The following is a 12,198-nucleotide window of genomic DNA, read 5'->3' on the forward strand; positions in this document are numbered from 1 at the left end:
GTAACTTGGTTTCAAATGAGAAGAAAGAACGAATGAAGCGTTTATTAAACTCATGCGACGTTAATAGGACCCTGATAGGGGATTTACTAATCCGATCTCTAATCTGCCAAAAGTATAAAATTAATAATGAAGAAATTAGATTTAAATATAATGAGTATGGAAAACCTTTTGTTGAAAATTTTTCTGACTTTCATTTTAATCTGTCACATTCAGGAGAATGGGTGGTTTGTACTACTGCTAATTTTAATGTGGGTATTGATATAGAAAAGATTTCAGAGATAGAGGCGCTTAAATTAGCAAAAGAATTTTTTTCAGCGGATGAATTTTATGATATATCTAATATGAATTCTGATGAACAAATTAATTATTTTTATGATTTATGGACATTAAAAGAAAGTTATATCAAAACGATTGGAAAAGGACTTTATATCCCGTTAAATTCATTCTCTATAAAAAAAGAGTCACGAACTTTAATTTCATACAAGAATATACCTAAAAACTTTTACTTTAAACAATATAACATTGATCCAAATTATAAGTTATCTGTTTGTGCAACAAGAGATGAATTTCCACAAGAGATAATAATTAAAGACATTTATACAATTTGCCAAAATATATACAAATTTGAAAGTAAGGAGAAAATCAATGCAGAAGACTAAACTTTTTTGTTTTCCACATGCTGGGGGATCTGCGTTTAGTTACGCAAAATGGAAAAATTACTTTAATCCATATATTGAGATAGTGCCGATAGAGTTAGCTGGTAGAGGATATAGAATTGAAGAAAATTTGTACGGAAGTATGGAAGAAGCGGTAAATGATGTCTATAATAATATCGTTATGCAGATAGATGATTCGCCATATATTTTATTTGGGCATAGTATGGGAAGTTTGATTGCCTATGAAGTAGCTAGAAAAATACAAGATTCTAAAAGCGTATTGCCTAAATTTCTTGTTTTATCCGGTAGAAATCATCCAAATAGTAAAATAAAAAATATCCGACATAATCTTTCTAACGAACAATTTAAAAGAGAAGTTATTGCAATGGGAGGTACACCATCTGGGGTACTGCAATCAGAAGAATTAATGGAGATCTTTCTCCCTATTCTAAGAGCAGATTTTAAAATCGTTGAGACGTATATTCATGACAAAAATACACAACCATGTGATATTGATTTTCTTATATTTAATGGGGAAAATGATGAATTTACTACATATGATCAAGTAATAAAATGGGAACGATACACAAGTAAAACGTGTACTTTTCATTCTTTTGAAGGTAATCATTTCTTTCTAAATGAAAATATTGAAGAAATAGCAAAGAGTATTATAGGAAAGTTAGATTCTAAAAGATTATCGACTAGTTTTTAGGATTTTTCAAAGTATGCTCATGCCTAAGAAACAAAAATATTAATGATGAAAAATACAGGCATTGCTGAAATTTTATTGAATATATGCATAGAAGCCTAAACGAACGGTTTAAATGCAGAAACTCTAAGCAAAATGTATATGAATTGACTTTAGTTTAAGCTTACCTATAATACCATCTAGATTCTTTATTATACTTAATACAAAGTACATAACAGTTAGGGATGCAATATGTGAAGTAAAAAGGCCGACTCTTATAATTATGAGTGGGCCTTTTGGTTTTATGGATATCAAATTAGTGAGCAACATTTCAAAGGGTATCTTGTGATATAACTAAGTAGAATTTTTTAAACAAGGGGATGATGAGATGAATAAATTGAAGGGGAAAATTGCATTAGTAACAGGGGCTAGTAGAGGGATAGGCCGAAGTATTGCCTTACATTTGGCACAGGCTGGTGCGTTAGTCGTTGTTCACTATAGTAAAAGAAAAGAAGAAGCAGAAAGTGTAGTGGATCAAATTAAACAAGATGGCGGTTCCGCGTTTGCGATTAGTGCAGACTTAAGTACTTTTAATGACATTAATAAATTGTATGCAATGATGGTCAATCTCTTCAAAAATATATAGGTGATACTACATTTGATATCCTTGTAAACAACGCTGGGATTGGGCAGGTGTTAACGTTAGAGGAATCTACGTTTTTTTAGTAGGCTCTTTCTAGCTAATGATAAGGTACCAGCAAATAAACTATTTTGTCTAATTGACAAATAAAAAGTTTACATAACGTTTTTCTGGTAAACAATTCTGAGTCAAATAGTGTGATCAATTAAGTTATTTAGTGTGTCTTTCATCATAAATATCTAAAACTACATATTTATGAAATTTTCACACTATATTTAGTCCTAAATCATACGATTTTAATACAAAATACTATAATTTGATTAATAATAGTAGTGAAAAAAATATTAAATATATCTAAGTTTTAAAGCTAATGTTAGAAGCTGGTGTACCGCATTCTTATTTCAATAGCACATATGCAAGTATTAAAGTCCAGAACTCATCTGGTAGCGTTATGTACAATAAGGAAATTATGGGAAATAGACAACAAAATGCTGAAACCCAAACAGTACCTGTAAAAGAGGGAGATTATATAGAATTTACTCATATAGAAGGGGAAGCAGCAAAGGAAAAAACACGCACGACTTTAACTAACCTTGAGAATGGAAAACAGGAACATATCGGGTTACATCTACAGGATTAATTAGACAATAAACGTATAAAAAAGTTGGGGAAATCCCCAACTTTTTTATCATTTTAGTCAAGAAGGTTCCTTCTTCAAGGAATGCGAAGTGAGTAGGTAGAGATAAATTGGCTTCGAATAAGGAATGGCAGGAAGCTTTATCAATAAGTATGCAAATATTTTAAAAACTAATTTTTATACAAAAAGTGTATACTTACGACAAAAAAGTTTACCTTAACCAACAATTTTGTTTTTAGTAAATTTAAGGTGCATAATTATGTCAAATTATCTTCATTTACATGACTGTGAACGTGGTATAAAAATGAAGCATATCCAAAATTATTAAAGGGGCTGAAAAAATGATTAAAAAACTTATTATTGGTTCTATTGTTTTAGGAACAGCAATAGGAGTAAGTAAACCTACATTTGCTTCAACAAATGATTCTCCATCACAGTTTCAAGATAGGGGAGATGCCCAAGTTCAATCAATACCATCGCAATGGCAGTATTTAGGGCAAACCTCTAGGGAACTTCAAATTAAAACTAAGGATCCAAAAGTGCTTGCTTTTGAATTAGCAAAAGAAGCTCCATTTTACGAAGATGAATTAGTGGATGTGTGTTTTGCAATCTTAAGAGAAAATGTAGATGTAGTATATTGGACAAGTAAGGAATGGGCTAGATTTGAAGTAGGAAATTACGAGTTTAAACATGAAATGAAAATTTATAGAGATAAAGAACGTCAGCAATTAATTACTTCAATAGAATCATAAAAAAAGAAGCTATCTTTAGTAAGGTATGCATCCAATAATGTAGACAGGAAAAGAGAGCACATAAAACTGTTGCGATATTGGAAAGTAAACTAAAAAAACAAGTATAATTACTTGTTTTTTTAGTTACAGTAATTATTTAAAAGGCTTAGCTTGTATATGGTCACATACATTTATTGGATAACCATAATCCTCTCTATACTATGATTGGGATACAAAAGCTAGAAAGGTATTAATCCATTTATTCTTAAATGGAATTAACATTCCTCCGTCATGGTAGGTTTCGTTATATTTTGAAAAAACACTTCACAAACAATATGTATTACTCTATGGGAACATTATTAAATTTGAACGACATTAACAATGCTTTGTTGATAATTAGCTAAAAAAGTATTGTACGATTAAATGTATTGTGTTACATTTGTGTTACAAGATTGTTACGAAATATTATAATCATTTCTATGTCATTTCCTTTTTGTTTCCTTAATGTTACGAAAGGTATAGATGTTTTATGTGTATAGGAGTGTGTGTAGTAAAGAGTCTGAGTTGAAAATACGTGCACACTTTAAATTTCCTTTCTGTCTGAATGAAGAAGACTACCAACTAATTAAAGGGTTTAAAGTAACAACTTTAAATAAAATGTGCTTCCTTTCCCACACACAATTTAGTACATATTTAAAGTACAGCCTAGTTGCTACACAGACTCTTGTACATATAAACATTAAGGTGAAATAGAGATAAAGATTTATTACATAATAAGCATTACTTAGCTAAACGTAAAAATATTATCTGTGCATTTTTATGAAATGTCTAGATGATATTTTTTGAAGATTTCTTGGATATGTTTATGAATAACAATTGCTAATACTTAATGATTCTCTACTACTAAGATATCTGATAATTTATGTAATCGGATTTATAGGATGTATGTACATTCACTTATATAGGGAAAATGAGGTTTTTCATATGAAGTATAGTTACAAAGTGTTTATATTTATTTGGACAATTATTTTATTGTTTTTTCTACTTTATTATGGTTACAGTGAAATTTCCGAAACCGAGCAAGTGCCAGTCATAACAATCAAACAATAAAAATAAGAGATACTAAAAAAGCAAAATATAATAAAAATAGATACCCTAAAATGTTTAAGAACAGGAACAATTACATACATAAACAACCTTACGATTTCCATGCATACCCCGCGTCATTTGGGCAATAGGGGGAAAAGTATTATTATTTGGCGTGCGCAATCTTCCGTCACTAGTAGAAACGGAAATTTCCTTATCCCTGCTGAAGGAGGAAGATGTCTACCTGCCAGGGATCGGATCTATTCTGCATCTAGAAACATTGGAATTAAAATTGTAGAAAACAAATAGTGAAAAGGGAACATATCTTGTGTTTCCTTTTTTATTCTTGTAGATAAGTCTGGAGAGAAAAAGGCGATTTCTGCACGAAACATAGATCTTATTGATATACTAATTGTGCTTTACGTATAGCTGGGAGTGGATGTGATGGCATTTGCAATTGCTGCGAGATTCCGTCATTCTTTTCATGAAATTGAATTATTAGACATTCCAAATATATTGTTTCCGAGTCCTTGCGGATTTTCATATTTCCAAGGCCGTTGCTTCGCTATTCTTGTTAACTGTTTATCATGATGAACACCGCAGGACTCTTTGTAAAGGCGGAAATTGATTATAGGACCATATGTACAAGTTGAAGGGGAATGGTAAATTGTTCAAAATAATGGTTATAGAGTACAAATAAACATTAAGCAGTATAAAGACTTTCTTAGCGTCTTTGCCTCAAATTCTAACTTAATTGAAAAGAGCCTCCATTACTTTATTGGAGGCTCTTATTTTTCACTTCAGTACAGAAGGTGATATTTTTTCTAACCAGAGAATGCCATCATATTGTTCTGTCGGAATCATGATTTCTTCTTTTAATTTATTTCCCCAATAACTTGCTGCAGTAGGAGTAAACATCCATGAAGTTTCTGGTCGGTTACTTTCTCCTTTTAAGTTAACGAAAACATGGGGACTTCCTACCGGGCTGATGATTTTTTCAACGCTTGGTTCTTCATGTTCATTATGTACAGGAATAACATCTTCATTAACATCATCCCAACTGCTTCCACTATACGCAAATACACCAATTGTGTCCATTTGGTCTTTGATACGCTGTGGAAGATAATCCATCATATTTGGGCCAACATAATTGTATTGCTGCATCTTCGTAAAGTCTAATATCATTTTTGAAATATGTTTTATTTTTATTGTAATACCTATCCAGTTCAATCAACTCTGACACTGCTGTATCAAATTCACTCTTTACTTCAGGATTTACTTTTTGCAACCATTCTTTTGCATAAGAGCGGAATGAAGATTTATAAAACAAATTCATATCAAAACCAGCTAATGTGAGTGGCTTTCCTTTTTCTTTTTGTTCTTTCATATAGGTAAATAATTGTTCAAGTTCCTCAGTTTTCCATACAGAGTATAAGGATTGTTTCATCGCTTCTGTAGCGGTTGAGTTATCAAAATTTTGCTGAACAGCTGCTGCTTCCCAAAGCCCTGTTTCAAATGCAATCACATCATATTCCAGGTGTAACAGCTTGAGAGGAAGTGCTGGAAGACGGGATCCCTAAGAAAGCAAAAAAACTAGGTGTGAAATAATCAGTTATTTGTGATGGTGGATTCTCCTAGGTGGAGGGTTCGCCGTTTTTTATTATATGTTATGTTGTGGTTTTTATATAAAGCATATTGAAAAGATGGATTAAATCTTCTGGAATGATGTCTCCATAATTAATAACTTGTACAATAACCTTTCAATTATCACTAAATCCATTCATATCAACAAGTTGTCCCATATATCCCTTTGTAGCAATATCTTTTAAAGTACGCTAAAAATACCCTTTATTTTATCTTTATCTTATCTTTACCTTATCTTTAAATTTTTATATTAAACTTGAAACCTTAAAGTATTGATATATGAGTCTAAAAAGGGCGGGAGATAGATGTTCATTACATAGTTTGTATATAACCAATTACCTTTGAAAAATTGAATTTCTTATACGAGGAGGAATATATGAAGGATACAAGTAAAAAACAAATTATAAAAGTGTTCCTTATTAGTATTTTAGGCTTAGGAACAATACTTGGAATGCTATATTTTAATCATAAAACCAATATTCAACAAAATAAAGCGCAAGCCACCGAAAAACGTGTATTGCAATATGAGTCTACCTTAAAAAAAGAATTAGAAAAATATAATTTAGGAGAGAAAACACCAATTTTATTAGGAATTATGTATCAAGAGAGTAGAGGTGAGGGAAACGATCCTATGCAGTCATCTGAATCACTTGGATTAAAGCCAAATGAAATTCAAGAGACAAGCTTGAGCATTGAACAGGGGGTAAAGCACTTTGCTAAAATGTACAAATATGGAACGGACAAGGATGTTAGCATGGATACAATTATTCAAAGTTATAATATGGGACCAGGGTATATTGATTTTATTGCTAGTCAAGAAGTTAAACAACACTCGGAGGATTCGGCCAAAAAATTTTCTAAGATGAAAGTTGATCAAAATCCAGCGATGTATACTTGTGGTGGAAATAAAAATAATTTTAGGTATCCATATTGTTATGGTGATTTCACATATGCCACAAAGGTAAATGAAAAAACAAAACTTATTGAAGAACTTCTTCGAAATGTACATAGCTTTTCTAAATAAGTTGCAGAATGAAATATAATGATACCATCAGTTATTAACAATAATATCTAAGAAAAAACTACTTTCTTTCTTAATTAACATAATTTTCAAAAACAAATCCCGTGGATGTTAATATTTGTTATATAATATATTTGTCAAAGCATTATCCCTAAAGTTTCTAAAGTCAAGCTGTAAGATAGTTTGTTTGGCCCGTATTTTCACCTTAAAAGTGGAGTTTAAATATAGTTGCAATTTTTTGAGGGGGAAAAGTAAATGTTTATAAAAACAGAAAGATTATTAATACGAAAATTTGAGTTCAAAGATTGGCAAGCTGTTCATGAGTATACATCAGATATCAATGTTATGAAATACATACCTGAAGGGGTTTTTACTGAAGAAAATACAAGAAACTTTGTGAATGAAAACATTGGTGAAAACGCTAAAAACTTTCCTGTAGTATTAATTGATAAAGATATTCTGATTGGTCATATAGTTTTTCATAAATATTTTGGTGAGCATACATATGAGATTGGCTGGGTGTTCAATCCTAAATATTTCAATAAAGGATATGCTTCTGAAGCAGCACAAGCTACATTGAAATATGGCTTTAAGGAAATGAAATTACATAGGATTATAGCTACATGTCAGCCAAAAAATACCCCATCATATCGAGTAATGGAGAAGATTGGAATGAGAAGAGAAGGCTATTTCAGGAAGTGTATACCACATGGGAATGAATGGTGGGATGAATATTATTACGCTATTTTAGAAGAAGAGTAGTGCCTTGGAACGCATCATTTAAATTGAAACTCCTATTCCTAAATAGGCAAGTTGGCTATCTTTATTGGAGATTCTTGCTACTAAAGGTGAAGTTTATTTCCGGTATCGCTGACGTGCAAAACTTTGTATAATCTGATCTTATCTCTAAATCACAACTGTTACCCCATCACCATCAAGTTAAAGTTTCATTTTATTTTGCTAACTTGAGGGTGATGTGACGTAACCTTAATTATTTAAAAATTTTAAAAAGGCCCCTTAGTCATGTTAAAGGAACCTTGATTACGTAAATGATCTGTCAACCAATTCATTTTTGATATACAGATCATTTGTATGATAATTTTTATGAATAATTGCTAAATAGTGAATTTACATAAATGCTTTTAGAAGTTCTTGAATTAATGGGATTGCTCCACCTATAAATTTTAAAACTGCCATTGCGATTTCCATATTATTCTCTCCTCTTTTTCGTATTAAAATGTAATAAATCTTTATAACCTTATTATAGTAAGCGCTTACAATAATAACAATACATTTCCGTATGCAATATTGCATATTTATACATTAGATCTCTATTATTCATTTTTTAATGGTACTATAGCGAGGTGAGAGTCTTTAAGGGTTCTCTTTAATAGGAGGAAATATGGAAAGAGTGCAAGCGATTTACAGTAATCAAAAATTTAAGAGTTGGGTTAAACAGGTATTAGCTGTAGGAGGAGTAATAGGGTGCTGTTATTTGGTGTTATATGTTTTCTGTTTCTTAGTTATCATGTAAATAGTATACAACTAAACTAGTAGAGTCTTGCCTAGAGAGGTAAGGCTCTTTATTGTAGTACCTGGAGATGAGCAAACTACATACAATATCTCTCAGGTTTTTCAGATCACTTTGTAGGATTCCTTGTTTAGAACACTAATTCATATCATTGAAAACAGAATTCTATGGATAAAAAATATGTTTTTACTAGATACATACTAAAAAGATAAGCATAAATTATATTAGATTTTGGCAAAATCTTTTTGAATTGGAAAAGGATTTAAATCTTACTTATAGATTTGATTCCTTTTTATATACCATAATCCTTATATTGATACGTAAATATAATACAGTAATAATAAATTAAAAGCAAGAATTTTAGTAGCGGTACGTTCACACATCCATCAACTTAAGATTTTCAAACAAAAAATTCTTTTTTTAATTGATTAATAGTAAACGAGAAAGATTGGCAAATTAACAACTAAAGAGATTTCTTCAGGTAAAATCTATCAAAAGGTCCTTTACAAAATTTATACATAAGTCAATTATAAAATCATGTAAATATTATGTATTTTTGTAAAAGAAATTCATTGACACTTGTGTATATAAGTAACTATACTCGTTACATCAAATTGAATGCGTGATAATACGATTTTATTATTATTACAAACATGTAAATATAAAAATAGAAAATCTCAATTTGATAAATACAATGGTAGAGGTGTTTATTTTAATGAAGCACAAATTAATTGCAACAGGTATCCTTGCAGGAGCTATATTATCCTATTCTTCTAATATTTTAGCAGATACTCATAAATTCCCTGATGTTCCTACATGGGCTGATAAATCAGTTAACTATTTAGTTGATAAACAGGTATTAAATGGTTATCCAGATGGAACTTTTGGTTCAAATGACTCTTTAGACAGAGCTTCGGCTACAAAAATTATGACAAAAGTTTTAGGTATAAAAATTGATCCTAATGCAAAACCATCTTTTACAGATTCACAAAACCACTGGGCTACTCCTTATATTGCTGCTGCTGAAAAAGCTGGTATTGTTAAAGGTGAAGGGAATGGAATCTTTAATCCATCCGGAAAAGTAACTCGTGCTGCTATGGCTACCATGCTAGTAAATGCATATAAACTACAAAGCACAGCAAATCATAACGAGCAGGTTAGATTTGAAGATTTAAAAGGGCATTGGGGAGAAAAACATGCCAATATTTTAATAGATTTAAAAATTTCTAATGGTACCGAGAACGGTTGGCAACCAAATAGATTTATAACACGTGCTGAAGCTGCTCAACTTACTGCAAAAACAGATATGTTACAACAAAATTTAAACGATGAAAAAGAGGTTATTACTGCTACCTCATATGAAGATTTAAATTTAACAGTGGCTTCGAAAATTACAGCTCAAGAGATTGATAGTTTTATTGCAAAATATCATTCAGATAGTCCCTTAGTTGGACATGGACAAGATTTTATCAATGCGCAAAATCAATATGGCGTGAGTGCTCATTATTTAGCAGCGCATGCGATTTTAGAATCTGGATACGGAAAATCAGAAATCGCATATCAAAAACATAATTTATTCGGTCTACGTGCATATGATGGAGATCCGTTTAAATATGCGAAATATTTACCAAGCTACGGCGATAGTATTGCTTATAATGCTAATTATGTACGAGAAAGATATTTAGAAGAAAGTGGTATGTATTATAACGGGTCAACATTAACTGGCATGAACGTGAAATATGCATCAGATAAAGGCTGGGCTAAGAAAATTGCGGGTATTATGGAACGTATTAAACCGTTTCGTGTAGAAGACTATACATATGCAAAAAAATTACCAAAGAATCCTGAAACATTAGATGTCGACGCGTTATCTAATGAAATTCCATATAAAATGTATGCAGACGGTTCAAGCTCAAATGTTGTATCATCAGCTACTTACTATCAGGTACCTTATCCATTTAATTTAAAAATTAAAAGTAGACCAGATGTAGCTGTCGAGGAGAATAAAGTTGGTACAGTAACTCCTGGAACAACCATCTTTATTTATCGTGAAGATCCGAATGGATGGGTAGAATTCTCTTTTGAAGCTAATGGAGAAAAATATTGGACATTAAAAAATAAATTAAGTATGTAATTAAAAAGATCTATTTCACTAGTTTTAAAAGTATGGGATTGTACAATTGATTCTCTAGATTGGAAATACAATAAATTACCCGTTGATGTAGCAGCTGCAAAGATTATTCAAAATGTCTTAGCAGGTGCGACATCCGCATACTTTTTTTGGAAAATGTTGCGCAAAGTAGGTTCATTTTCAGCACTATCTCCTGGTTTACCGTAATCTTCAAGGATGTAATATTCCTTATCTTAAATGTATATATTGAATATATGAATATATTGTGTTATGATGTGAATTAGAAACTCGCGTGTTTCAAATACAACATTTTTATCTTATTGATGACCTCTTATCTTTCCGTAAGAGGTCCTTTTTTATCCCTCCGTATTGCATAGCCGCTAAAATACTATGAAAAGATACTAGAGACTACTACAATGTGATATTCTCTAGTATTTTTTCTTTATCCATATTATCTATTGTTGGGTAATCGATGAATTATTAATTTTTGTATAATTTTCACAAAATAACTTTGAACCATTATTTATTTCAATATAAAATAATAAAGGAGTATATATGAATAGGTATGTCCTTTTTATGTGATGATAATGCGGATTGAAGCGTAATACTGAAACGGTAAATGAGAAGAATCAGGGCCGAAACAGATAGTAAGGAAAGTAAAACAGTAACAGCAGACAATACTTATAATGAAAACGTTCATAATGGACTGTCTATGGATGGAGAAAAAATACGAAAAGATAAAAGGGGCAAATGAATATGAACAGAGCCTTTAAAGGTACCGTATTAGCAGGGATAAGTGTGGGTTTCTTGCCAGCTGGTTGTACAAGAGAAACATATGTCCTAACGCAGTCCAGAATATAAGCAAGTAGATTAAGTATTCTAAGCAGATAAATGAAGACTATAGCGATGAAGAAATTGAAAGACAACTAAGAGGTATAGCATCCTGACTTTCTAAATAACATGAGTGTTTCTATAGAATGAATCCTTAGGAGGGCTATTGTGGAACCTTTAATCAATGCTATTTTATACTTTGTATTTTTATTTGGAGCACTGTTTCTTATACTGGGTACTGCATTGGTTTTATTAATCGCGGCTGCATTACCAGTAATCTGGAAGAAGAATCTATCATTCCTAATGATTAGCTTAGGTATAAATATACTTGTCATTCCATTGTCTTTTTTTATTGGCGGGATGGCAACAGATTCCCCTGGTAGTACGATGCACGATTTTTGGGAAGTATTTTTGTTTATTCAGATATTTCCGTTTCCCCTAGTACTGCTATCTTTAGTTTGGTGGCTTGTGCGTCGAAAAAAAGCAAAAGTTCATGTGTAGCGTTTTTAATGCAAATAAGCTGTCCGTTTGGGCAGCTTATTATATTTATTACTAAGCGTGATTATTTCCAAAATGAATGCAATACCACTATACAGTTAAAT

9 protein-coding genes and 5 pseudogenes are annotated in these 12,198 nt (G+C 31.3%); 11 read left to right on the forward strand and 3 right to left on the reverse strand.

Features of this window, described 5'->3' with window-relative positions; genetic code table 11:
* Positions 1–32: 32 nt before the first annotated feature.
* The 6 genes and pseudogenes from NST90_RS12115 to NST90_RS12140 all read left to right on the forward strand — a co-directional run bounded on the left by NST90_RS12115 (position 33) and on the right by NST90_RS12140 (position 5,029).
* Positions 33–659: a 4'-phosphopantetheinyl transferase superfamily protein gene (locus NST90_RS12115; RefSeq protein WP_172804187.1), complete on the forward strand. Its 627-nt coding sequence runs from the start codon at positions 33–35 to the stop codon at positions 657–659.
* A complete protein-coding gene (locus tag NST90_RS12120; protein ID WP_006918054.1) occupies positions 646–1,368 on the forward strand; it encodes a thioesterase domain-containing protein in 723 nt (240 codons plus the stop codon). Before NST90_RS12115 ends, NST90_RS12120 begins: the two co-directional genes overlap by 14 nt.
* A gap of 364 nt (positions 1,369–1,732) precedes the next feature.
* Positions 1,733–2,061: pseudogene (locus NST90_RS12125) on the forward strand (SDR family NAD(P)-dependent oxidoreductase); the annotation flags it as partial.
* A gap of 284 nt (positions 2,062–2,345) precedes the next feature.
* Positions 2,346–2,635 (forward strand): annotated as a pseudogene (locus NST90_RS12130) (putative mucin/carbohydrate-binding domain-containing protein); the annotation flags it as partial.
* 327 nt (positions 2,636–2,962) lie between these two features.
* Positions 2,963–3,373 (forward strand): hypothetical protein, encoded by a 411-nt coding sequence (locus NST90_RS12135; RefSeq protein WP_006929303.1) that lies wholly within the window; start codon positions 2,963–2,965, stop codon positions 3,371–3,373.
* Positions 3,374–4,882: 1,509 nt separating this feature from the next.
* Positions 4,883–5,029, forward strand: coding sequence for a hypothetical protein (locus tag NST90_RS12140; RefSeq protein ID WP_006929300.1), 147 nt, complete (start codon positions 4,883–4,885; stop codon positions 5,027–5,029).
* 204 nt (positions 5,030–5,233) lie between these two features.
* Here the strand turns inward: NST90_RS12140 and NST90_RS12145 are convergent.
* Together NST90_RS12145 and NST90_RS12150 are read right to left on the reverse strand one after the other, a co-directional pair.
* Positions 5,234–5,990: pseudogene (locus NST90_RS12145) on the reverse strand (erythromycin esterase family protein); the annotation flags it as partial.
* 133 nt (positions 5,991–6,123) lie between these two features.
* A pseudogene (locus NST90_RS12150) lies at positions 6,124–6,246 on the reverse strand (vancomycin resistance histidine kinase VanS); the annotation flags it as partial.
* Between the two features lie 212 nt (positions 6,247–6,458).
* On the opposite strand from NST90_RS12150, the gene NST90_RS12155 reads away from it, so the two are divergent.
* Together NST90_RS12155 and NST90_RS12160 are read left to right on the forward strand one after the other, a co-directional pair.
* Complete coding sequence (locus NST90_RS12155) at positions 6,459–7,106, forward strand: lysozyme family protein (protein ID WP_000655733.1); 648 nt, start codon at positions 6,459–6,461, stop codon at positions 7,104–7,106.
* Between the two features lie 252 nt (positions 7,107–7,358).
* On the forward strand, positions 7,359–7,865 hold the full coding sequence (locus NST90_RS12160) for a GNAT family protein (protein ID WP_000470145.1): 507 nt from the start codon (positions 7,359–7,361) through the stop codon (positions 7,863–7,865).
* Positions 7,866–8,231: 366 nt separating this feature from the next.
* Here the strand turns inward: NST90_RS12160 and NST90_RS12165 are convergent, their stop codons facing one another.
* Positions 8,232–8,417, reverse strand: a complete 186-nt coding sequence (locus NST90_RS12165) for a hypothetical protein (RefSeq protein ID WP_001987408.1) — start codon at positions 8,415–8,417, stop codon at positions 8,232–8,234.
* A 932-nt stretch (positions 8,418–9,349) separates the two neighbouring features.
* Between NST90_RS12165 and NST90_RS12170 the strand changes: the two genes are divergently transcribed.
* From NST90_RS12170 to NST90_RS12180, 3 genes and pseudogenes are all read left to right on the forward strand, one after another.
* Positions 9,350–10,768: an S-layer homology domain-containing protein gene (locus NST90_RS12170; protein ID WP_000680975.1), complete on the forward strand. Its 1,419-nt coding sequence runs from the start codon at positions 9,350–9,352 to the stop codon at positions 10,766–10,768.
* A gap of 24 nt (positions 10,769–10,792) precedes the next feature.
* A pseudogene (locus tag NST90_RS12175) lies at positions 10,793–10,906 on the forward strand (polysaccharide deacetylase); the annotation flags it as partial.
* An 858-nt stretch (positions 10,907–11,764) separates the two neighbouring features.
* On the forward strand, positions 11,765–12,097 hold the full coding sequence (locus tag NST90_RS12180; RefSeq protein ID WP_000433518.1) for a hypothetical protein: 333 nt from the start codon (positions 11,765–11,767) through the stop codon (positions 12,095–12,097).
* Positions 12,098–12,198 lie beyond the last annotated feature (101 nt).

The sequence above is a fragment of the Bacillus sp. FSL E2-8900 genome, assembly GCF_037966225.1.
GTDB lineage: Bacteria > Bacillota > Bacilli > Bacillales > Bacillaceae_G > Bacillus_A > Bacillus_A cereus.

Bases quoted from the DNA above. Each gene is read 5' to 3' on its own strand.
- NST90_RS12140 (WP_006929300.1), top strand. From the start codon at position 4,883: ATGGCATTTGCAATTGCTGCGAGATTCCGTCATTCTTTTCATGAAATT.
- NST90_RS12165 (WP_001987408.1), bottom strand. From the start codon at position 8,417: ATGCAATATTGCATACGGAAATGTATTGTTATTATTGTAAGCGCTTAC.
- NST90_RS12170 (WP_000680975.1), top strand. From the start codon at position 9,350: ATGAAGCACAAATTAATTGCAACAGGTATCCTTGCAGGAGCTATATTA.
- NST90_RS12120 (WP_006918054.1), top strand. From the start codon at position 646: ATGCAGAAGACTAAACTTTTTTGTTTTCCACATGCTGGGGGATCTGCG.
- NST90_RS12160 (WP_000470145.1), top strand. From the start codon at position 7,359: ATGTTTATAAAAACAGAAAGATTATTAATACGAAAATTTGAGTTCAAA.
- NST90_RS12155 (WP_000655733.1), top strand. From the start codon at position 6,459: ATGAAGGATACAAGTAAAAAACAAATTATAAAAGTGTTCCTTATTAGT.
- NST90_RS12135 (WP_006929303.1), top strand. From the start codon at position 2,963: ATGATTAAAAAACTTATTATTGGTTCTATTGTTTTAGGAACAGCAATA.
- NST90_RS12115 (WP_172804187.1), top strand. From the start codon at position 33: ATGAAGCGTTTATTAAACTCATGCGACGTTAATAGGACCCTGATAGGG.